The 23,618-nt window shown below is 42.3% G+C and carries 22 protein-coding genes; 6 read left to right on the plus strand and 16 right to left on the minus strand.

The features are described from left to right. Nucleotides 1-205: 205 nt before the first annotated feature. The 10 genes from ACNURT_RS23615 to upp form a co-directional block, all read right to left on the minus strand. A complete protein-coding gene (locus ACNURT_RS23615) occupies nt 206-775 on the minus strand; it encodes an LPS export ABC transporter periplasmic protein LptC (protein WP_419699747.1) in 570 nt (189 codons plus the stop codon). A gap of 79 nt (nt 776-854) precedes the next feature. Then, on the minus strand, nt 855-2,195 hold the full coding sequence (locus ACNURT_RS23620; RefSeq protein WP_419699748.1) for a hypothetical protein: 1,341 nt from the start codon (nt 2,193-2,195) through the stop codon (nt 855-857). Then, entirely contained in the window at nt 2,188-2,931 is a 744-nt protein-coding gene (locus tag ACNURT_RS23625; protein WP_419699749.1) for a type III pantothenate kinase, read from the minus strand. The genes ACNURT_RS23620 and ACNURT_RS23625 overlap by 8 nt, the downstream gene beginning before the upstream one ends. After that, nucleotides 2,931-3,623: a phosphoribosylformylglycinamidine synthase subunit PurQ gene (gene purQ, locus ACNURT_RS23630; protein WP_090471569.1), complete on the minus strand. Its 693-nt coding sequence runs from the start codon at nt 3,621-3,623 to the stop codon at nt 2,931-2,933. Before purQ ends, ACNURT_RS23625 begins: the two co-directional genes overlap by 1 nt. A gap of 55 nt (nt 3,624-3,678) precedes the next feature. After that, the gene (locus ACNURT_RS23635; protein WP_419699750.1) at nt 3,679-4,677 is read right to left on the minus strand and encodes a DUF6427 family protein; all 999 of its coding nucleotides are present in this window, start codon (nt 4,675-4,677) and stop codon (nt 3,679-3,681) included. A gap of 219 nt (nt 4,678-4,896) precedes the next feature. Beyond that, complete coding sequence (locus tag ACNURT_RS23640; RefSeq protein ID WP_419699751.1) at nt 4,897-5,883, minus strand: glycosyltransferase family protein; 987 nt, start codon at nt 5,881-5,883, stop codon at nt 4,897-4,899. Nucleotides 5,884-6,132: 249 nt separating this feature from the next. Beyond that, complete coding sequence (locus ACNURT_RS23645) at nt 6,133-6,987, minus strand: UDP-2,3-diacylglucosamine diphosphatase (RefSeq protein WP_370996755.1); 855 nt, start codon at nt 6,985-6,987, stop codon at nt 6,133-6,135. A 698-nt stretch (nt 6,988-7,685) separates the two neighbouring features. Further along, complete coding sequence (locus ACNURT_RS23650; protein WP_419699752.1) at nt 7,686-8,198, minus strand: DinB family protein; 513 nt, start codon at nt 8,196-8,198, stop codon at nt 7,686-7,688. Beyond that, complete coding sequence (locus ACNURT_RS23655) at nt 8,195-8,920, minus strand: YjjG family noncanonical pyrimidine nucleotidase (RefSeq protein ID WP_419699753.1); 726 nt, start codon at nt 8,918-8,920, stop codon at nt 8,195-8,197. Before ACNURT_RS23655 ends, ACNURT_RS23650 begins: the two co-directional genes overlap by 4 nt. A gap of 248 nt (nt 8,921-9,168) precedes the next feature. Further along, entirely contained in the window at nt 9,169-9,813 is a 645-nt protein-coding gene (upp, locus tag ACNURT_RS23660) for a uracil phosphoribosyltransferase (RefSeq protein ID WP_419699754.1), read from the minus strand. Between the two features lie 334 nt (nt 9,814-10,147). Between upp and ACNURT_RS23665 the strand changes: the two genes are divergently transcribed. The 6 genes from ACNURT_RS23665 (at nt 10,148) to ACNURT_RS23690 (ending at nt 17,297) form a co-directional block, all read left to right on the plus strand. Beyond that, nucleotides 10,148-10,645, plus strand: a complete 498-nt coding sequence (locus tag ACNURT_RS23665; protein ID WP_419699755.1) for a GNAT family N-acetyltransferase — start codon at nt 10,148-10,150, stop codon at nt 10,643-10,645. Nucleotides 10,646-10,660: 15 nt separating this feature from the next. Then, entirely contained in the window at nt 10,661-11,140 is a 480-nt protein-coding gene (locus ACNURT_RS23670) for a MarR family winged helix-turn-helix transcriptional regulator (RefSeq protein WP_419699756.1), read from the plus strand. 669 nt (nt 11,141-11,809) lie between these two features. Further along, the gene (gene uvrB / locus ACNURT_RS23675) at nt 11,810-13,834 is read left to right on the plus strand and encodes an excinuclease ABC subunit UvrB (RefSeq protein ID WP_419699757.1); all 2,025 of its coding nucleotides are present in this window, start codon (nt 11,810-11,812) and stop codon (nt 13,832-13,834) included. Nucleotides 13,835-14,069: 235 nt separating this feature from the next. Continuing rightward, a complete protein-coding gene (locus ACNURT_RS23680) occupies nt 14,070-14,318 on the plus strand; it encodes a hypothetical protein (RefSeq protein WP_076375620.1) in 249 nt (82 codons plus the stop codon). Between the two features lie 5 nt (nt 14,319-14,323). Further along, on the plus strand, nt 14,324-14,620 hold the full coding sequence (locus ACNURT_RS23685; protein ID WP_370996763.1) for a hypothetical protein: 297 nt from the start codon (nt 14,324-14,326) through the stop codon (nt 14,618-14,620). Nucleotides 14,621-14,810: 190 nt separating this feature from the next. Then, nucleotides 14,811-17,297: a hypothetical protein gene (locus ACNURT_RS23690; protein ID WP_419699758.1), complete on the plus strand. Its 2,487-nt coding sequence runs from the start codon at nt 14,811-14,813 to the stop codon at nt 17,295-17,297. A gap of 70 nt (nt 17,298-17,367) precedes the next feature. On the opposite strand, the gene ACNURT_RS23695 is transcribed toward ACNURT_RS23690, so the two are convergent. From ACNURT_RS23695 to ACNURT_RS23720, 6 genes are all read right to left on the minus strand, one after another. Beyond that, complete coding sequence (locus tag ACNURT_RS23695; RefSeq protein ID WP_419699759.1) at nt 17,368-18,120, minus strand: glycosyltransferase family 2 protein; 753 nt, start codon at nt 18,118-18,120, stop codon at nt 17,368-17,370. Further along, nucleotides 18,113-19,396: a glycosyltransferase gene (locus ACNURT_RS23700; RefSeq protein ID WP_419699760.1), complete on the minus strand. Its 1,284-nt coding sequence runs from the start codon at nt 19,394-19,396 to the stop codon at nt 18,113-18,115. The genes ACNURT_RS23695 and ACNURT_RS23700 overlap by 8 nt, the downstream gene beginning before the upstream one ends. A gap of 617 nt (nt 19,397-20,013) precedes the next feature. Beyond that, on the minus strand, nt 20,014-20,388 hold the full coding sequence (locus ACNURT_RS23705) for a hypothetical protein (RefSeq protein ID WP_419699761.1): 375 nt from the start codon (nt 20,386-20,388) through the stop codon (nt 20,014-20,016). Between the two features lie 87 nt (nt 20,389-20,475). Further along, nucleotides 20,476-21,387 (minus strand): sugar transferase, encoded by a 912-nt coding sequence (locus ACNURT_RS23710; RefSeq protein ID WP_419699762.1) that lies wholly within the window; start codon nt 21,385-21,387, stop codon nt 20,476-20,478. Between the two features lie 135 nt (nt 21,388-21,522). Continuing rightward, entirely contained in the window at nt 21,523-22,296 is a 774-nt protein-coding gene (locus tag ACNURT_RS23715; RefSeq protein ID WP_419699763.1) for a class I SAM-dependent methyltransferase, read from the minus strand. Between the two features lie 281 nt (nt 22,297-22,577). Next, the gene (locus ACNURT_RS23720) at nt 22,578-23,588 is read right to left on the minus strand and encodes a glycosyltransferase (protein ID WP_419699764.1); all 1,011 of its coding nucleotides are present in this window, start codon (nt 23,586-23,588) and stop codon (nt 22,578-22,580) included. Nucleotides 23,589-23,618: the final 30 nt, after the last annotated feature.

Below are 23,618 nucleotides of genomic sequence, written 5' to 3' on the forward strand. Positions count from 1 at the left end.
AAAGTAAAACGAAGCTATCATGCACTAATCCATTCTTTTAAAGGAAATCTCATGACGGTTTGTATTGCTCAAAAGAGGGCGCAAGATACAATTTTTAGTAAAATTCTATAACACAAAATAATTCAAAAGTCAAAAGTCAAAAAATCTATCTTAAACACGGTTTTTTGGCGCTTGAATTTTTGCGTTAGCTTTTTAAATTGCGCTGTTATTGAGCCCCGTTTTCGTCTACGTGGAATACGCCTTTACTATTCTTGAGGGAGGGGCGTAAAAAGGTATCGTCGCTTTCAAAGTCGTCTCCGTTCATCACATTCCCGCTTTTCATAAAAACCTCCACATTTTTGTGAGAGTACACCTTTTTTGTTGCCGAATTCCAAAACAGCTCGTCAGATTTGTAAACATCGCCCTGGGCATTAGTAGCCACTACGTTTTTCCGGAACTCATATAGCTTATCGCCTACGTGCAGTATACCGGTATCGGCAATAATGGTACCGTCTTCTTTTTGGGTTAGTTTGTCGTAATGAATTACTTTAATCCCTTTAGGTGCTACTTTATAGGCCTTTTTGGGATTCTCGGGATTGTACTGTAATATTAATGGAGCGGTGAGATGTATGGTCACTTTAGCTGAATCGCTCAGGATGAGGTCAACACCTGTAGTCGGCTCTACTATGGCACCTACCTCGTTTGATGAGATCTCTTTAACCTTATTCAGGTCATTTACACAGGATGACAGGAGAAAAAGTCCTATAAGTATAAAGTATCGAGTATCAAGTATCAAGATTTTTCGTGAGCTGAGAATGCACTTTTTAAAAGTCATGATACTTGATACTAATTACTTGATACTTAACTAAGTAAGATTAATCAAATTTATATTTCTGGAACCATTTATCATTCAGGGTGAAGCCTAAATGTATATTCACATAGTTTTCGCGCACCAGGCCATTTACAAGTGAGCCCCTTCTACCTACTTCGGCAGAGATATTGATCTTGTAAAAACTACCGTTGTTAGGCCTTAAAGGCATACCAACACCCGCGGTAATGGCATATCTTTTAATCCGGGTATTATTAACTACCATATAAGTTTCATCATATATGGCGCCCAGGCGGTAATCAACAGAGGCAAAGTAGTTACGTAAGGTAGCATAATTTGGGGTATACTGACCGCCGATGTTAAACGTACGGCTATCCTGCAATCCCTGATTTACACCACCTATTGACAGCTGCGACCATTTGCTCATGGTATAATCTGCCCCAACCAGGAACTTGCCATCGCTCTGGAACGATATACCAAAGCGGTTGGTTAGCGGAAGTTTTATTTTTGTTTTGGAGCTCTGTTTATTGATCACGCTATCCAGCGGAATATCTTCATTACCACTGGCATCATTAAAATACTGGCTTACAATAAAATGGCTGGTAGAGTTAAGCCTGGAATTTAACGAGCCCGAATAACCGAAAGTAAGGTGTTTGGTTTCAGAAAAATCAACAGAATATTGCAAACCATAATCATAGTTTAAACCGGCTATGGAATTGCTCGATTCAATTTTTGAGTTTGTTGTTCCTGGCAGCGGTACTATAACCCCGTTAATATTAGTGTTTATTTCTGTAGTACTGATATCTTTTAATGTACCAAAAATGTAGGATACGTTGGCACCAATGAGGAGGTGCTTGCCTATACCAAAGCCATAACCAAAATAAGCTTTTGATAAACCACCATCACCGCTGTACGTATAATTGGTAAGGTTAGTATCGGCGGGTATTGCGCCGTTTCCTTTAACGGTGTTTTTATAGTTATAACCACGCTCGCTATAGGGTACCAGGCCAAAACTCAATGCCGAGTGTTTGGTTACAGGTATAGCAAAAGCCACATGGCTCAGTCTGAAATTACTATTTTTTTGACTGGCAGCACCGGCTTGACTCATGGTTAAAAAGCTGCTGTAAATGCCTATATCAATAGTAGTAAGGTTTATAGCGCCGTATGAAGCCGGGTTTATGATATTGATATTGTTAAAAAAACCAATTTTGTTTGTAGCCACACCAATACCGCCCATAGCTACATTCTGAGGCATTAACTGAGGATCGATATCGCCGATACCATACCTGGAGTATGGAGAGCTGGTGGTAGCCGTTGATTGTGCAAATGCTGCAAATGAACTAACAGCTAATAAAAGTGTTATAAAAAACCTGGTATATTTAATCATTATGCTTTTGTATAGCTGCGTTTAATCCTTTTAAAACCAAATAAGGTTCAATTTTAATATAGGGGGCAAAGATGCTATTTTTCAATAGAGTATCAAAAAAAATACTGTCGCCCCCGCTTAATACAATATTTAGTTGGGGGTTGTTGTCCTGGTAGCTTTCAATAAACCCCAATAGTTCATATTTTATTCCATTTTGCACGCCAGAGCGTATCGCTGTTTCGGTACTATCGCCATAAGTTGCATAAAAAGCGGCATCTGTACTAATCAATGGCAAGCCGGCGGTATAATAATTTAAAGCCTTATAACGCATATTTAGTCCCGGTGATATACTGCCGCCAAAATAATTTCCGGCTGCATCAATGTAATCATAAGTTATAGCGGTTCCGCCGGTAATTACAAGGCTGTTGAGGGCCGGATAGGTATGACTTGCACCTATAACAGCCGCTAAACGATCGGTACCAAGCGTTTCAGGGGTTAAATAATGGTTCTGTATACCGCTGTTTATTAACGCGTTGAAATAGGTTACCGGCATTTTTGCCTCTAAACCGGTTTGCCATGGTTCTACATGCTTTTTTACCGATGATACTATTGCCCTGTCTATCTGATAATTATTCAAAAAATTATCGAGTGTGTCGGGGTCAACCGTTTCAAACTGCATTACTGCCAGCAGTTCACTCAGCTTAAAAACCGCGATTTTTGTATACGTATTACCAATATCGATAACCAAATTGGTCATCAGGCCTTAATTAATGATAATATAGATTCAAAAATAGCCAGTCCATCTTCGTTAGCCAGCAAACTATCGGCAGCACGCTCCGGGTGAGGCATTAAACCAAATACGTTCCTGTTGGCGTTGCAGATACCGGCAATATTTTCCAATGATCCGTTAGGATTGGCATCGGCAACAATGTTACCGGCCTCATCACAGTACCTGAACAATACCTGATCGTTATCGTTCAGCGCCTTCACTACATCGGCACTGGCAAAATAATTACCCTCGCCATGCGCGATAGGTATTTTATAAGCCTGATCCTGTACCAACTGGGCAGTAAGCAATGATTGGGTTGTTTGCGGTTTTAAATAGATGTTGCGGCAAATAAACTTGCGGTTTTCATTGTGTAATAAAGCGCCATCAAGCAGACCTGCTTCGGTCAATATCTGGAAACCATTGCAGATACCCATTACGTAACCACCTTTTGCTGCAAATTGTATAACCTCCTGCATGATAGGTGAAAAACGGGATATCGCGCCAGAGCGAAGATAATCGCCAAAAGAAAAACCGCCTGGTAAAACAACAAAGTCAACACCCTGCAGATCATGGTCTTTATGCCATAACCTAACCACCTGCTGACCCATTATTTTTTCTAATACATATATGATGTCTTCATCACAATTAGACCCGGGAAATATAACTACTCCAAACTTCATGCTACAAAACTAATATAACCGTTGAAATTTGAACGAATGTAAAAGTTAAAATTTGTTAAACAGAGCCCAAATGATGGTCAAACTGGAACCAGATGATGCTGATTAACAGCAATAAGAACAGGCCTTCATAAAACCACCGGCGTGTAGCATACAGAAAATAGTAGGCAAAAAACACCGCAACTGATGCCAGACAGAGTAAAAAGTGATTTAAACGGAATGCCGCGTTTACATAAAATGAAAAAGCGGCGATCAGCAAAATAAGAAATAACAACTGGAACGATTTTCGCGTTTGCACGTAACTTTTAAAAAAGTTTTGCTGTAATTTAAAAAAGCAAAGCACCAGAATCAGGATCACCGGGATAAGCAGCAGGTAATTATAGGAGTTGATGCTGATATGATCTGGAAACCTGGTTCCTAAGGGCAGCCAGATATTACCGAATTTTTTTATACGATCATTCAGATAATAAAAAACCGCCAGGAAGAAAAATACCGTAACATAGCCTAATAACCCGGCTACCCACTCGCGCCAATTGAAAGGTTTAAAAAGCACCAGCGCTATCCAAATGGACAAAAACAGATAAATAAAGGGAAAATAGATAAGCGAACCCAGGGCCACGATCATCCCCAGATCATACACGGTTGATTTGGCGTCCTCGCCCTTGTACAAGCTGAACAGCTTAAACAGCATCCATATCAACAGGAAATTGCAGATCAACGGGGCGCTTAGTATCAGGAATGGGGCAAATAAACCCGAAAGCGTAACGTACATTAAAGCCGGCAAAAACGTAGGTTTGCCCAGCAAATTATGAAAGTTGATAAGGTAATTCAATAACAGCGCCTGTATAAAAACCAGTACCGCTGCCAAAAAAATATTCAAAACCGGAGAAAGCGCGTATTCATAAGCTACCGGTATCAGTAAGCGGGCGAAGGGCTCTACAAAGATGAACTCCAGCTTATCCGGAACATGAAACAAATAACCCACCCGCGTCAAAAACAATATGATAACCAGCCATAAAGCGTTGAATGGATTAAAAGTTCTGAAAAGATTGATCATAAGGGCGCTGTTTGCGGCGTAAAATTAAGGATTTTGGAGCAAGGATTTTTGGAGCAAAGAACAAGGACTTTTAGAACAAAAAATTTTGGAACAAAGAGGAAGGTTTTTTGGAGTAAGGATTTCTAAATGTTTGACTCTTGATAAGTTGAATACCGCGATTGGCATGATTCTTCTTTTTTTCCTTAATCTTTGTTCCAAAAATCCTTACTCCCACCAAACCTACCTTCTCGCATACCGCTTTACCAGGTCGTCAACAATTTGGGCGGTTTCGTTGGGGAAATCGACGATCACTTTTTTATCGTCCCGGATCCAGTTATTAAGATGGACGGCAAACTTATCATTGATCTCATTAACCACCGGTACACCCAGCTTTGATGCGGACAGGGCGTTGCATTGCTGCTCATATTGCCCTTTCATCGGGATCATGAGCACTTTCTTTTTCAGGAACAAGGCCTCGGCCGGGCCTTCAAAACCTCCGCCGGTAAGCAAACCTTCGCAATTGGCCAGGCTTTTATTGAATGCCTCGTTATTTACCGGAAAAATCTCCACATTGCCAGAGCGGTAGGGTGTTTTCTGCCGTTTTGAAAATATCTGCCATTGGGCCCCGGTCTGGCTCAAATGCTTCAGCAGGGTTTTATCGTCATAAGCCGGCAGGTAAACGGTATAATGCCCCAGGTTGGCGGTTTCCATTTCACGGATCTCGCTCCTGATCACTGGTGTATGTATAAAATCGTCGTAACGCTCAAAGTGAAAGCCTACATGATGCGTGGTTGGCGAATAATATTTGAACAGCCACTCGGCATAGTTCCACTTTTTGGGGCGTGGTGTTTTGGGCGAAACAAAGGAACACTGGTGACTTAATGATACCGACGGTACTTTTTGCAGGCGGCATGCCCAGGCACTTACCGGCTCAAAATCATTAATGATCAGATCGTACTGATTCAGCGGCAGGCTGTGCATATCGCGCCAAAGCTGGGGCAGGTTCATGATCTTAAAGGTGGCCCAGTTATCAACACCACCTTTTTTGCCAAACACAAAGCTAAAACCGTGAAAACGGTATTTAAGAGGCTGCGATAAGGAAACTTCGGCTTCGGTACCGCTGATTAGCAGGTCAACCTCACCATATTGTTGTAGCAAAGGCACAATTTCACGAGCCCGGCTTATATGCCCGTTACCGGTTCCCTGTATGCCAAAAAGTATTTTCATTTGTAGTAAGCGCGTTTTAACTTTAACTGAGATGGTAAATGCTCCATTTCTGTTACAGTTTCAAACATTATATTTTTATAACGGCGGGTAATTTAGTGATTAGTATCAAGTAGTGAGTATCAAGTATCAAGATTTTGCTATTTTTAGTGTCAAATATCAAGATCGTATGTTTAGCATTGATAACAAAGCTGATCATGAGTATAAAAGCAAGGTCTTGATACTTGATACTAATTACTTGATACTAATGCCTTAATGCGGTTCCTGTTTAAAACGTTCGAGTAAGCTTTTTACATCCAATTTAGCGTCAAGGTCTTCGGCATCGGTTTTGTCATCATCTTCAACCTCGGTTTTAAAGTCGTCGGGGTTATATTTAAATATTTTCCAATCGCCGTTATAATACTCCAGCGAAGTAAGGCTCTCCACCCAGTCGCCCGAATTGAGGTATAACACAGAACCCGTTTTTTCGGTGTTCTCGATAGTCCTTATCTCGGCATGGTGGATATGCCCGCAAATAACATATTGGTAATTTTTGTCCACAGCCAGGTCGGCCGCTGTTTGTTCAAACTGATTGATAAATTTTACGGCCTCTTTAAAACTGGCTTTTACTTTTTGCGAAAAGCTCATTTTTTGACGACCCAAAGTCGTTAAAAACCAGTTCACAAAACTATTGATCAGGATAAGGCTGTCATACCCAACAGCTCCCAGCTTGGCCAGCCATTTGGAGTGCTGCATGGTTACGTCAAAAATATCGCCATGAAAGATCCAGGCTTTTTTACCATCAATATTGAGTACTATCTTATTGAGCAACTGGAACGATCCCAGATTAAAATCGGTGAATTTACGCAACATTTCGTCGTGATTACCGGTGAGGTAATGCACCGGTATGCCATCGGTAACAAATTTAAGTATGCGGCGCACCACCTTCATATGGGCTTCGGGCCAGTACGATTTACTAAACTGCCAGATATCAATAATATCGCCATTAAGGATAAGCATTTTGGGCTTGATGCTTTTTAAATACTTTAGTAATTCTTTGGCATGACAACCGTATGTACCCAGGTGCACGTCAGATATTACTACGATATCAACTTCGCGTTTTGACATTAAAATAAAGGGGTTAATTGCTCATCCGGCAGGTGCTGCCGGTTAATATATATAGTAGAAATGCTTAACAAACGATTACTCGTCGTCTTCGTCTTCATTAACATTCAGTTCATAAGGGCTGATATAGAAGGCTCCAACCAGGAGCAGCAAACTTATAACAACCAAATACGCATACTCAAAATTCATTGTGAAATGATTTTAACAAATGTCGGTAAACTAAATTATCTTACTGTTAAGACTCTGTTAAATGTAAAAGGTTTCACGCGGCGTGAAATTTATTTTTTGAATCGACTCACCCCGACATCGCTGCGCTTGTCACCCCTCTCTCCGCTTCGCGCATAGAGGGGTTTTCTTTTTCTCCCACCTTCTTTCCGCCGCAGGCGAAGAGAGGTGGTCCAGCAAAGCGTAGACCGGTGAGTCGACTCTACGGCTAATTAAATTTTTGTCCACTCAGGGTCTCTCGCAGAGGACCCTGAGTTATTGGTCGACCTACGTGCAGCCTCTGGGTCCCTTTCAGGAGACCCAGAGTGGACGAAAATTTACTTTCGAAATCGACTCACCCCGACATCGCTGCGCTCGTCACTCCTCTCTCCGCTTCGCGCATAGAGGGGTTTTTAATTCTTTTTTTCTTGACCCTCTTTGCGGCGAAGCCGCAGAGAGGGTGGTCCAGCGCAGCGATGCCGGTAGTCAGCTCTGCGCTAATTAAATTTCCTTTTTATCCGCTCCAACTGTTTTAAATGGTGTAGTAAATGTATCCGGGTAAACTTAAACCATTGTTTGGCATTAAGCATACCCAAACGCGGGTGCCCGTAACGTACATCGGGTGGGGCCTTTGCTATAATGGGGGCAATATCATCTATCCGTTTACGGCATTTGATGATCAGGTTGCGGGCATCCTCTTTACTGATCTTTTCTACATTCATGATATCCAGCATTTTGATTTTCACGGGTGGGAAACAGCCAAAAAGCAGCGTAAAATGCCCCTGCAAACTCAAACCTTTTTTTGTGGGCGGACAATTACTGTGCGCACAACGTTCAATAGCTATGGACGAGCGAAGGGCCGATTGCATTACATGGCTGTAAACTTCTGCAGAAGACCAGCCGCCACCTGCCGGCGTTTCGGCAAACAGTTCATCAGGGATAGTATCCAGCCGTTCGCGGTAATTATCCAGCGCGGTCTCAATAGTCCTAAGCTCCTTGGCAATGCTCATAACAATAAAGTTAGCTCTTTTAAATGAGTAATTTGTACGGGTACATCAGCGGGTTTGAGGATGCTGAAGGGGTTAAAGTAGATGGCATCCATGCCATAATTCAAAGCGCCATAAATATCAGCTTCCAAACTATCGCCTATCATTACGCTTTCGGCCCTGGTGGTGCCGGCCAGGTTTACCGCGTATTCAAATATGGCCTTATCAGGCTTATTAACGCCTACATCTTCAGATACGATGATATGCTGAAAGTATCCACCGAGATTTGTACCTGAGATCTTTAACTGCTGCGACTCTTTAAACCCATTGGAAATGAGGTGCAAGGTGTATTTACCCTGCAGATACTGTAAAGTTTCGTGCGCGTGCGGAAACAGGTTGGTTTTGGTAGGACAAAGCCGTACATACGCGTCCTCAAAATCGGCTGGAATCAAATCAGGGTGCAGACCAAGTTGTATAAAAGTTTTTTTGAAGCGGGCATTACGCAACTCTTCTTTGGTGATAACTCCTGTATGGTATTGAGCCCAAAGCTCATGGTTATTACGGGTATAAGTTTCGATGAACAGATCGGCCGATGGTAAACCGATCTCCTTTAAACGATGCAGTATAAAAAGTTCATGCAGCGTTTCTTCCGCGTTTTTATCAAAATCCCAGATGGTATGGTCGAGATCAAAGAAGATGTGTTTGTATTTTATTTCGGAATTGGGATGTTCGATTTCGGATTTCATATACTCACTAAGTATTTTGCCACTCCGTCATTGCGAGGTACGAAGCAAGACCTCACCCAACCCTCTCCAAAGGAGAGGGCTTTAAAACTCTTTCTTGAAGTCTCCCCCTTTGGGGAGATTTAGAGGGGGTGCTTACCTTACAGCAATGACGCGTGCTTTATTAATATTGAAGGCAAAATTAAACTATTCCCTTTCTAAATCTGAAATCAAAATAAATCCGAAATTGAACATCCCAAATCCGATATCAATTACGCTTTTTCTCCAAAAGCCAAATCACCGGCATCACCCAGGCCGGGTACGATGTATGCTTTGCTGGTCATTTCATCATCAATGGCACAGAGCCATAATTTTGCTTTAGGCAGGTTTGCCCGTACATGCGCCACGCCTTCGGTACTGGCAATCACTGCGGCTATATGCAGTTCTTTTATTTTGTACTGGGCCATGAGTTCCTTACATACTACCACGATACTTTGCCCGGTGGCCAGCATGGTATCACAGAGGATAAATATTTTATCATCAAGGTTTGGGGTGGAAATATGATCAACCTGGATCACAAAATCGCCGGTACGTTTCACTTTCCGATAAGCGGTAATAAATGCCGATGCCGATTGATCAAAATAATTTACAAAGCCCTGATGAAAGGGCAAACCGGCACGCAGAATAGTTCCCAGCACCGGCTGATCAACCGGTACACTTACCGTGGCCGTCCCCAATGAGGTCTGCACTTCTTTAACTTCATACTTAAGCGTTTTACTCAGCTCATAGGCCAGTATCTGCCCCAGTTTTTCCTGGTTATACCTAAAGCGCGCTTTATCCTGCTGGATTTCGGCATCACGCAGTTCGGCCAGAAACTGGTTGGCAATGGTATTGGTTTTATTGAGAATAAAGATCATGCTTAAAATTAATGTTTTTAAACGAGTATCAAGTAAATTAACGTGTCTCATTCCGTTAGCATGCGGTGCCGACTCACCCCACCTACGCTTCGCTGGGCGACCCTCTCTTCCGCTTTGCGGCAAAGAGGGTGGGGAAATCTTTTTTTAAAACACCCTCTTTACGTCGAAGGCGAAGAGAGGGATGTCAAGCGCAGCGATGACAGGGTGAGTCAACACCGCGTGCCAATTTGAACCATACTTATTAACTACTCCCAACGTTGGCATTTTGTTTTTTTCACAATTAAATTATGATATATGTAGTTAACTACGTAGTTTTGTATATAAATTTACTCCCATGAATACAGATACTATTATTGAACCTTTGAACAATGATTATTGCGATCAGATCATTGATATCATTTTATCGATACAACAAATTGAGTTTAAATTACCGATCACCATTCAGCAACAGCCCGACCTGCTGGATATCGAAACGAACTATCATCAAACCGGCGGTAATTTCTGGGGTGCCAAACACGATGGGCTGCTGGCAGGTACTATCGGTTTAATTGCTTTTGACAACCATGGCGGCGCCATCCGCAAAATGTTTGTACGCAAAGAATACCGGGGCAAGGAGTTAGGTATAGCTCAGTCGTTGCTGGATACACTTATTAATTATTGCAGGCAGAACAATATCACCGATATTTATTTAGGTACGGTTGACGCATTGAAAGCAGCCCACCGGTTTTATGAACGCAACGGTTTTACCAGGCTGCCTAAGGCCGAATTGCCTGAATCGTTTCCGGTAATGAATACCGATACCTTGTTTTATAGCTTACATTTGACAAACTAAGCACGAGGTTTATACATGAATGTGATAGATGAATCGGGCATTTTAGCCATTGCCACAAGGCTGCAGCGCCTTAGCGATCAGTTACGTAAAGACGGGGTGCTTATATATAAAGCCAACGGTATTGATTTTGAACCCAAATGGTTCCCGGTGATATATACCCTGCACTTACGATCGGTTTTGAGCGTGGTGGAAATTGCCAGCGAAATTGGCTACACCCACCCTTCTACTATCAGTCTGCTGAAGGAATTGGAAAAAGTAAAGCTGATCCGCTCCAAAAAAGATAAGGCTGATGAAAGGAAACGCCTGATCCAACTCACTGCCAAAGGCCAGGAATTAATTGAACAAATGAAACCCGTTTGGGAGGTGATGATAGCGGCTTTAACAGAACTTACAACCACACAAAACAACCTGTTGCTGGCCATAAGTGAAGTGGAAGAACAAATGAAACGCCTGAGTATGTTTGAGCGGGCAAAGCGGATAGGGTTGACAAGTTAATTGTAAGCCGCAGATGACTCACCCCGTCTGCGCTTCGCTGGACGACCCTCTCTTCGCCTGCGGCGGAAAGAGGGTGAGGAAAAAACCTCCCCACGCGTCATTGCGAGGTACGAAGCAATCCCCGATAGGCAGAGCCACTCTGTATAGCTTAGAGATTGCTTCGTACCTCGCTATGACGCTTTTTTGTATGTCATATTTTTTGTATCTTTAAGTATATCACAGACCAGCCCTGCTTACTTTGAAAATTGTAAGCAGGGCTGTTTCGTTAAAGGAATAAAACAATCTAAAAACAACCGTTTGACGTGCAGTTATTTGAACACCAATAAATTAATACTTTTTAAAGTTTTCAAAACCCATCAAAAATTTGTTAAAAAGTGTTAAAATCGATGGTTTTGAATGAGTTTCTGAGCAGTTTTAGGCGATTTTCACCCTGGTTTTGAGCAGAAAAGTGTTAAAATAGAGGTTTAAAAAGTCATTTAAGCAAAGCATCCAGTTTGAATTTTGCAAGTTTTGTTTTTACCAGGTTAAAAACCTGGTGAAAAAATAATCCGGAACATCGTGAAGATTTTTGAAATACCTAAAATCTGCTGACATACGGTTGTCATTATCCTGCACTTATTTTGAATTGCAAAACCTATTGCAGGAATATTTGTATTTTTACATAACAACATGGATTTTAATTTAACTTCCCAATACTTCCCCACCGGCGATCAGCCCGAAGCTATCAGACAACTGGTTGAAGGTGTAAATAATGGCGATCCTTTTCAAACCCTGCTGGGTGTTACCGGATCGGGTAAAACATTTTCTATCGCTAACGTAATACAGCAAACGCAAAAGCCTACACTGATCCTGAGCCATAATAAAACACTGGCTGCACAGCTATACGGCGAGTTCAAACAGTTTTTCCCGGAAAACGCGGTGAACTATTTTGTATCATACTATGATTATTATCAGCCCGAAGCCTTTATACCCACCACCAATACGTACATTGAAAAAGACCTCCAAATAAACGAAGAGATAGAGAAATTACGCTTGCGGACTACCTCGGCCTTAATGTCGGGCCGCAGGGATGTGATCGTGGTATCGTCCATATCTTGCATCTATGGTATGGGTAACCCCGATGACTTTGCCGACTCTGTTTTCAAGTTCGCGGTAGGTACGCGCATTAGTCGCAATGCGTTCTTGCATCGCCTGGTCGAGATACTGTATGCCCGCACCACAGCCGATTTTAAGCGTGGTACTTTTAGGGTAAAGGGTGATACAGTTGATATTTTTCCGGCTTACCTGGATTATGCTTACCGCATTTCCTTTTTTGGCGATGACATTGAAGAGCTCAGCACTTTTGATGTAACTACCGGCAAGACAGTTGAAAAAATGACCCACATGGTCGTATACCCTGCTAACCTGTATGTTGCACCTCGTGAGCGTTTTACCCAATCTATCTGGGCTATACAGGAAGAACTGGAAACCCGCAAAAAGCAATTTATTGAGGATGGCCGTTTCCTGGAGGCCAAACGACTGGAAGAAAGGGTGAACTACGACCTGGAAATGATCCGCGAACTGGGTTATTGCTCTGGTATCGAGAACTATTCTCGATTTTTTGACGGGAGACAGCCTGGTGCACGCCCTTTCTGCCTGCTGGATTATTTCCCGGATGATTACCTGATGGTGATTGATGAAAGTCACGTAACCGTTCCGCAGATCAGGGCTATGTATGGAGGTGACCGGTCACGCAAAATATCACTGGTAGATTATGGTTTCCGTCTGCCTGCCGCATTGGATAACCGTCCGCTGAATTTCCAGGAGTTTGAAAAACTGGCTCCGCAAACTATTTATGTGAGTGCTACTCCCGGCGATTTTGAACTGGAAAAATCGGGCGGTGTAGTGGTAGAGCAGGTAATACGCCCTACCGGTTTGCTTGACCCGGTTATTGATGTCCGGCCGGTGATCAACCAGGTAGACGACCTGCTGGATGAGGTGGATAAAACTATCAAAGCCGGAGACCGTGTACTGGTGACCACGCTCACCAAACGGATGGCCGAGGAACTGGCCAAATATATGGACCGCCTGGGTATCAAGTGCCGCTACATCCACTCCGAAGTGAAAACCCTGCAAAGGGTAGAGATACTAAGGGGTTTACGATTGGGCGAATTTGATGTGCTGATAGGCATCAATTTGTTGCGTGAAGGGCTTGATTTGCCGGAAGTATCCCTGGTAGCTATTCTGGATGCTGATAAGGAAGGTTTCCTTCGGTCTGAACGTTCATTGATACAAACCATTGGTCGCGCCGCCCGTAATGACCGCGGCAGGGTGATCATGTACGCCGATAAGATCACCGATTCCATGCAGATCACGATGGACGAGACTAATCGCCGACGTGATATACAGATAGCCTACAATACAGCGCATGGTATAACACCAACAACGGTTGGTAAATCGCGCGAGGAGATCATGGAGCAAACCTCTGTTGTAGATTTTCAGGGTGGAGTACAAAAAGCCTATGTGGAAGCTGATTCCGTTTCACTGGCTGCCGATCCGATAGTGCAATACATGACCAAAGCCGATCTGAAAAAATCAATCGACAATACCAAAAAAGATATGCTCGCCGCAGCCAAGGATATGGACTTTTTACTGGCCGCCAAGCTCCGCGATGAAATGTTTGCCTTAGAAAAAATGATGGAAGAGAAATTTTAAATGTGCGGATTACAGATGTGCAGATATGCAAATGAGTATCATCAAAAAGTAGATTTTTATCTGCACATCTGTAATCCGCACATCTGCACATCTATCCATATGCAAATGAGTATCATCAAAAAGTAGATTTTTCATCTGCACATCTGTAATCCGCACATTTGCACATCTATCCCCAATCATATTAAAACAATTTTTACGTTATATAACTTATATTTGTAAGCTAAAAATTAATGTGATGCTTTTAATTCGTTTTCTACTCATATCAATTTGTATACTATATATCATACGCAGTTTAGTACGGTACCTGCTACCTTTTCTTTTCGAAAGTGTGGTCAATAAGGCTCAACAACAAGCTCAGCAACAGCAACGTCAATCTACCAGGCGCCCGGATGGTGCTATCAAGGTTGATTATATCCCGCAGGGAAAAAGGGGTACCGTGCCCGATTCTGAAGGCGAGTTTGTTGATTACGAAGAAGTGAAATAAACTATATGCTGCCAGAAGAAGTATACAAAAGACGCCCAAATCATAACAACACCTCCGAGTCTGTTATACTTATAGTGGCCAATTACATTGTGTTCACCGTTGCCTTGCAATTATTTGCTGACTGCGCCAGGATCGGCACATTTTTTTGGGTGACTTTAGGCGCCCTTGCCCTCTATAACTTTTTCAGTATACGCAAAAATCGGGAAGACTATGGCAAAGCACAGGTAATAGCCTATGTGGTGAGCCTTGCTGGCATGATATTGCTGTTTATCCTGCTGCGCAGCCGCGAGCTTACCTGCTAATTCTTGATTTCGGATTTCGAATGTTCAATTTCGGATTTGACGTGAGGTGGTAACAACCTTCTTTTTTGATTTTCAAATCATCAAATTTTCCGAAATCCAAAATCGAACCTCCGAATTCCGAAATATATCTCAATTGTCATTCAAATTTCTATTTTTGAGGAATATATATTATCCATTTCAAAAAACTTAAATGAACAACTGGTTTAAGCGTAATAGTGTTCACTTCATTATTGTAGCAATTCTTTTAGTAATTTCCTATGCTTATTTCTTTAGTCCTATAATACAGGGCAAAGTATTGTTTCAGAGCGATGTATCTCAGGCGCAATCCATGCAAAAGGAGATTAACGATGTTAGGGCAGCAACCGGACATGCACCTTTATGGACAAATCAAATGTTTGGAGGTATGCCTGCTTACCAGATATGGGCATCATTCCCCTCAAACATCACATCGCATGTGATCGATATTTTAAAGGCGGTGTTTCCTAATCCTGTAGATACTGTTTTGCTATATCTCTTAGGCGCTTATTTACTATTTAGCGTTTTACGTCTCTCTCCATGGCTGGCAGCTGCCGGTGCCATTGCATTTGCTTTTTCATCATATAACTTCATTTATATTACTGCAGGGCACTCTAATCAAGCTTATGCTATTGCCTTTTTTGCCCCCATACTTGCAGGTATAATTTTAACATTAAGAGGAAAGCATCTGTTAGGAGCTTCCATAACGGCATTTTCTCTTGCGATGGAAATCAGGAGCAATCACGTGCAAATGACGTATTATCTACTGTTAACCGTTGCTATATTATTGGGCATGGAGCTTTATCATGCCATAAAAGATAAAAAGCTTCAACCTTTTTTAAAATCTATAGGTTATTTGGTAATAGGCATCGTTTTGGCAATTGCAGTAAACGCGAGTATTTTATGGACGACTTATGAGTATAGTCAATATACCATCCGAGGGAAAGCCAATTTAACACAGAAAGGAACAACCGGTCCGAATCATGGTCTGGATAAAGAATATGCTTACACCTGGAGTCAAAGCGTAGGCGAATGTCTTACCTTCTTAATACCCAATGCCTATGGTGGTGGCAGTAGTACTGTTGCAGCAGATGACTCTAAAGTGGTAAAGGCACTTACTGATAATGGAGTTGATCCGGAACAGGCGCGCGGTTTTGCATCACAGCAATTATACTATGGTAATAAACCAAGCACATTCGGTCCATGGTACTTTGGTGCCGCTGTATGTTTTTTATTTATCTTAGGTCTCCTTATCGTTAAAAATCGAATAAAATGGTGGTTACTAAGTGCCGTTTTATTAAGTATGTTTTTGTCATTCGGTAAAAACCTTCCTTTCCTTTCCGACTTTTTCTTCAACTATGTCCCAATGTACAACAAGTTCAGGGCGGTTGAGTCAACGTTGGTTATAGCCGCGCTTTGCTTTCCGATACTTGCCTTACTGGCTATCAATGAAATTATAACTAACACAGATAAAGCTTTTATTCTTAAACGCGGCAAAATAGCTTTTTACATAACCGGAGGACTACTCCTGATTATGATAGCTATTCCTGATGTTATATTAAGCTTTAAGGCAGATGACCACTTAGCCTTTGTCAATAACTTGACCCAGATATTTAAAGGTAATACCGCTTTGGCTAATTCCATTGCAAATGATTTTGTTGACGACAGGATAAGCCTGGAACGCGCCGACGCTATACGTTCACTAATCTTTGTATTACTAACTGCCGGCCTGCTATGGCTGCTTATCAAACAAAAAATCAAAACAAATATGGCTGCTTTGGCTTTGGCGGCTATTGTATTGTTTGATATGTGGGGTGTTGATAAACGTTACCTAAAAGACAGCAACTTTGTATCAAAGTCTGATCTGGAACAACAATATACACCTCGCGAGGTTGATCAATTTATTATGAAAGATCCTGATCCGAACTTCAGGGTATTTGATATGAGCTATGGAGATCCTTTCCATGATTCCCATTCCTCTTACTTCTACAAAACGGTAGGCGGATTCCATTCAGCCCGGTTAAGACGCTTTGACGAGTTGATTCAAAATCAATTTACAAAGAGCGTAAATCAGGATGTTTTGGATATGCTGAACACCAAATACATCATTACCGCTGATCCTAAAACAGGTAATGCAAGCATGCAGGCTAACCCAACCGCCTGTGGCAATGCCTGGTTTGTTAAGAGCATCAAATATGCTGAAAACGCCGATCAGGAAATGCAGGCGATCAGCAGTTTTTCTCCTAAAGATGAAGCTATAGTTGATAAACAGTATAAAAGCATAATAGATGAAAAATCATTAGGGAACAGTCCTTCGGCAACTATTAAACTGGTAAGCTATAAGCCAGAACATCTGGTATATGAAAGCAGTTCACCTGTGTCACAGATTGCTGTTTTCTCCGAAGTGTATTATGACAAAGGCTGGAAAATGTTAATTGATAAAGTTGAAAAACCATACTTCCGCGCTGATTATCTTTTACGTGCAGCGCAGATACCGATTGGTAATCATACGATCGAGTTTATATTTCACCCAACCTCTTATTATGCCGGTGAAAATATTTCTCTGGCAGGATCCATCCTGCTGGTGCTGGCCCTGGGTGGTGCCATTTATACCGAAACCAAAAAGAAACCTGCAGTTAAGCCAATCGCCAAAAAAGCATAAGGCTCAACTATATTAATGAAGAGCGATGGATTTAAGATCCATCGCTTTTTTTATGCGTTAAAAAGCATGGTTAATCGTTTGTACGTTTGTTTTTGAGCCAATACCAGCCCAGGTTAAAGGCTATTACAAAATGATTAAAGACAGTCGGGATCAATCCATAGTACCGTTTCATAATATCAAAACGTTCCTGCAGGCTTTGGCGATGCCTTTTTTTCGACATTCCCCCTACCAGGTATTTAGCTACATACCTGTTCACATTCACTATTTTTTTAGCCTTTTTGGCTGCCCGGATGATCCAGTCAATATCGGCGCTGAGGTGATAACGGTTATCATATGGTTCGGTTAAACTACGCCTGAGGTAGATAGCCTGGTGACTGATGCTCATGCCATATTTAAAATCGCGCCAGGTAAATGCCACGGGAGCCTGGTGCCTTCGTTGCCCAAGATTTTGTCCGCTATCATCAATCATCTCGGTTTCGCCGTAATAAATATCTGCATCTTCTGCCGAGGCAAAAACGGCGGTCACGGTATCAGGGGCATAAAACTCATCGCCGGAGTTCATAAAGATCACATAATCGCCTGTGGCTATGGCCAAGCCTTTGTTCATGGCATCATATATACCTTTATCTTTTTCACTTATGAGTTTACTGATGCGATCGCGATATTTACTGATCACCTCCAGCGTACCATCATTGGATAAGCCATCAACAATAATGTACTCTATATTCGTATAGGTTTGCCCCAAAACCGAAAGCATAGTACGCTCAATATCACGTACATTATTATATACTATAGTGATTACGCTTAGCTTTGGCTTAAACATTGGACTTCTTCTTTTGCAACAGGTTTTCGTAAAGTTCGATATGCTTTTGAGCGATAACTTCTTCCGAAAAGACATCCATGATCGTTTGCCGGGCTTGCTGCTGTATCAATTCCTGCTCCGGATGTTTAATGATCCACTCCATCCCATCAGTAAAGCTCTCTGCCGACTTATAAGCGGCCAGGTAGCCATTGTATTCATGCAGTACCATATCTGGTATTCCTCCGGTTGTAAACGCTATTACAGGCGTTCCGCAGGCCAGGCTTTCCATTACGGTATAAGGCAGGTTGTCTTCCAGTGACGGGATCAGGAAGGCATCGGCAGCGGCATAGTATTGCGCCAGTTGCTCATCGTTATTGATAGTGCCCAAAAAGCTGGTTTTGAATGGAAAATCAGGCATGCCTTCTGTCCCGCGGTTGCCAAATATCACCAGCTCTACCTTGTCGGCATTTGCGCCCAAACGCTGTTTCAGCAGTTCCAGACTATCCAGCAGGTATTGAGTGCCCTTGTGCAGATCTTTCCGGGAGGGCATAAAACCACTCAGGAAAATAAATTTATCTGTTGGCAGCCCGGCTTTTTGTTTAGCCTGCTTTTTATCAGCAGGCTTAAAAATATCAGTCTCCAGCGTATTAGGGATATGATTTACCGCCTTACCCTGCATCAGGCTGCTATTTTTTACCGATGCCTGCATCCAGGTACTTGGGGCGGCTATGGCAAAATCAAGCATATCATAAGCCGTGCGCTTTTGCAGCCATATTTTGTGCGAAATATCGTTGTCTCCAGCGTTAATCAGCAAGGGACAATTACCGCATGCTCGCATATAATGATCGCAGGCATAGCGTACATGGCAGCCACCTGTAAAGGTATTACTATCATGGAAGGTCCATACCACGGGTTTGTTTAGCCTGGCTATTTCGGCTATATGTTTTGGGTCCAGGAAACCGTGATTTATCCAGTGCAAGTGTATAATATCGGCGTTTTTCACCTCGGGATGGTGGATAACCGACCGCCCGAACCAGGTAAATGAAAAGGGTGTGCGTGATAAAGGTTTCAGGTACCTTTTGGCCAATATCCGCTCCAGGATTATAGTAGCCGCGGTATAGGCCTTTTGTATCGGATTACTATTAAAAGTACCTACCTGCGTATTTTTCCCAAACTTATAGTGAACAATAACCTTTGAATCGACATTTTGGCTGAGCAGTGCCCGGTTTAGGCGCATACAGGCCCGGCCTGCGCCGCCATTGCCATCATAGGTATTCAGATGCACTACTTTTAACATGTTCCAAAAATACATTTATTCGGACCGAACCCAAATACCGGTCAGCTCTAAAAACTCGTTTTGTTTTCTATGGGATTTCTGGGCGACCCGCCTTTTAACATTTTCTTCCCGACCTTCTCTGTAAAAACTTTTTAAACCTTAAATTTTAACACTTTTCTGCCTAAAAACGGGGAAAAACAATCGAAAACTGATTTAAAACGCCTCATTTTAACACTTTTTAACAAATTTTATCCTGGTTTTGACGTGTTTTAAAAACTTTAAAAAGTATTAATTTATTGATCGTCAAATAAAACATACCAAACGATTGGTTTTTTGCTTCCTTTTTTCCTTTAACAAAACAGCCCGATTATCCTTTTTTAATCGGATAACCGGGCCGTAGTGTAAACAAATATACTGATTTTTTTGATGGGATAAAATTGGGGGAGATAGCCTCAGGGTCCCTTTCAGGAGACCCTAAGCAGACGGGGAATTAATTAGTTATAATTTTAAATACATACCAAACTATAAAAAACAAAATTCCAATTAAGAAAAATATCATTGGTTTCTTTTCTTTTTTACCAACTTCCTCAACCAATTCATCAACTTTTTTCTTTTGCGATTCTATAATTGTTTTGGCCTTAGTAATTTCCCCAATGATATAGTAATTGAAATATGCTGTTATCTCTTTGCAAGCTTTGTAAACTATACATAAAAGAAATAACCCAACTTATTAAAGCAACAATTATAAAAATATCAATTGCCAAAAACTTTTCCTTGACGGTCAATGATATTGCAAAAGCTATACATGCGGCTGTGAGTGACAATAAATAATATGTAAAGGTAATCCCAGAGCTTAATATTCGAACCATCGTGTCATCCAACCTTTCAAACACCGATCTTTTTAAATCTTCTGTATCTTTTACAGTATCAACAATTGCTTTAAGAGCATCTTTTTTCTGAGCTTCGGTGAAGGGCTTAGTCTGTCGATTTGGTCGGGAAGGCTGAAAAGTCATACTCAAACTTACATAATAATAGGATGAATATTCAAATCGAACAACATCAAATTACTGAAAATCAATACAGAGTCGCACACTCCAGCTTCAGGGGGCCGGGGGGCTCACCCTTTGCCGCACAAACCTCACCATCCGTTTAAACAGGTTGCCTTTGCGGTGGGCCAGAAAATGTTTGATGGCCTGGTACGCTTTTTCGTTTTCCTCGATTACATCGGGGAACTCTTTAACGGGTTGCTGCGAGATGTGCACATCGTACATGTTTTCGCGGTTGGAGTGTACGCCGGTGCCATCGTGCCCGATATTGTTGATGAGCGAGCGCGAAGGGTTAAGTGTAAGTCCGCCCCGTAAAAAGATGGAGGCATACCAGCGGATGGCCCATGAATTATTTTTACCGGCTTTAAACTCCTGCACCTGCCGCCAAAAGTTCATCTTCCCTTCTATCGAAAAACGGATGATGCTGAGCGTATCAAACTGGGCTATCAGCTTGTCAATATCCGGTTCAAAATGGTTCCAGGCACGAGCCCAGGTTGCCCAGCCCCAACTGCTGGCCGCCCGGTAAAAGAACGATTCGGGCAGGTCCTTATCTTTCAGATTGTACATGTAAGCGCCTATATGCATCACTTTTTCCTGATTGGCATAATAGGTTAGTGCTTCGTTAAAATATTCGAGCGTATAGGGCGATGACAACAGATCATCCTCAAAAACGATCACTTTGCCATACTCATACACCAATTGCGTTACCCCGCTGATGATAGATTCGGCCAGACCCAGGTTATGGTCGCGCTCAATAACTTTTACTGATTTAAATCCGGTAGTTTCGCGGGCTATCTGCCTTACCTGCTCTACCTTGTCGCGGTCGGCATCGGTTTTGGCGGCATCGCAAAAAATGTATAATCTCGATTCCTCTGCCAGCACATTTTTTTGCAAATGGATCAATGTACGGCGCGTATGATCGGGCCGGTTATATACAAATAAAGCTATAGGGGCAAGCTGCTGCATAGTTATTTAGTTGGGTAGTGAGTGGTGAGTAGTGAGTGGTAAATAGTATAATTAGTTGTCAAAACAACTGCATTTCTTTTTTATAAAAGCTTAAAATACTCATCATTCACTACTCACAACTCACTGCTATGTTTATCAGAATAATTCGGGTTGATTACTGGCTTTCTTACACAAAACGGTATAAGCGTTGGCAAATTGTTCAGTTATTTTTTTTCCAAAAATTTTTCCCAGGCTTTGTTTCACGGTAAACTCCGCCGCTATCTTCAGATCCTTTACAAAGCTTTTCGCTTTCTTTTGGTTCACGTAAGCATTAAAGCGGGTCACTTCTGGCTCAATCATCGATGTCAGGTCGCTTTCGATCTCAAAACCCTCGGTACGCAACAGATAGCGCAGCGATGTTGGCGTATACACGTTGATATGACCGTAAGCCAAAAAATGTTTGATACGGGTATCCACCCCGGTTTTATAATCACGGGGCACTTCAATAACACATTGTTTGCCCACGCGCCGTAATTCGCGCAGCAGCAGGCGCTCATGCTCAACATGTTCCAGTACATGTGACAGGATCACCAGATCAAAGCTATCATCTTCAAAAGGTAGTTTATAGCCGTCAAATACCTGTGCTGATGCAAGTCCTTTAATACCGCGCGACTGTATATACTCCACCCCACTGCCCGATATTTCAACAGCGTGGTACTCGGAGGCGAAGTTATTATCTGATAGTATCTTGAGGATACTGCCATCGCCAGCGCCTACTTCCAGCACTTTGGTAAAAGAAAGTCCGCGGCAAACCTCTATGATATGCTGCGCCTTGTATTTGGCACTGAGCATACGCCAGGCCTCGTCGTGCTTTTGATAAAACTGATCGTACGCGGTTTTATAGTTTCCGCCAATAATTGATTCCTGCATGAGTTTACGAATGTAAAACTATCACTTTAATGTTTATGTTTTTAAGCAGGTAAAATTTTTGAGTTAATTAAAAATATCTGCGTTTTTAAATGTGAGCATGGAACGCGGTATCGACTCACCCGACATCGCTGCGCTCGTCACCCCTCTCTCCGCTTCGCGCATAGAGGGGCTTTTATTTTCGCCATGCATCATTGAGGAACGACGAAGCAATCCCCAATAAGCAGAGTCACTCTGTATAGCATAGAGATTGCTTCGTACCTCGCAATGACGCGTGGAGAGATTCACCACTTCCCAGACTCCGCCTTACCCATGATGCCTTTAAGCCCATCATTCACAGCCGTTAAAAATTTCCGGTACTCCTGCCGTTTGGAGCTCAGGATGCTGATTATCCACAAATAAGCCAGGTATAAATTTTTGTTCACCCCAAAGATCAAAGCCGAATTCATCGCGTTGCGCGAGTAAAAATACATCCGGTTCCTGACGGCGTAATAGGTACGGAAGCTCCATTGATCGAGCAAATGCGAGTGAAAGGCTTTGGGTTGATAAGTTAAACCTTGTGATTGATCAATGTCGACCACCTTGCATTCCGGGATGAGCCATATCGTTCCGCCGTTTTTAGTGATACGATAGGTATACTCCGAATCGTCTACGTATAAATAAAACTTTTCGTCGGGAAAACCGATCAGCCTGATCATGGCCCTGTGCATCAATAAACCACCATATGGCACATAAGGCATAGCCGCTTTAGCCAGGTATGCAGAAGTGCCCAAAAATTGATCACGTGTTTTTGATAAACGGTTTTTTAAAATGTTGAATATGCTGAAGCCCATAAAATTATTGGGCACCAGGTAATACCGGCCGGGATCCTGCCCCCGGGCTATTTTTACATGGGGCGGCCTGTCTTCGCGCAGGCAATAGAGTGCTTTTTGATCATTGACACCTTCGGTTTGCTCCCAGTTTTGGAGCAGAACATCCAGCGCGTTAACATCGGGTAAATTATCATCATCCAACAGCCAAACCATATCGGCATCTGTTTGCTGATAAGCGTATTCAATAGCTTGTTTATAGCCACCAGCCGAACCCTGGTTTTCGGCATTGTTTAGCACTGTTATACGGTTATCGTTCAATTGGCCAGCGTATTCTTCTACGTTATAAAGCGCGGCATTATTCACTATCACTACCTGTGTTACCGGGGCAAATAACAGCACACGTTTTAGTACCTGCTCCAAAAATTGCCACCTATTTGCATAGGTAAGCGTTAACACACACACTTTATATTTTATATTTGCCATTTGCATTTCAAAATTATCATTTTAACCCGT

The sequence above is a fragment of the Mucilaginibacter sp. NFX135 genome (assembly GCF_048565145.1).
Taxonomy (GTDB): domain Bacteria; phylum Bacteroidota; class Bacteroidia; order Sphingobacteriales; family Sphingobacteriaceae; genus Mucilaginibacter.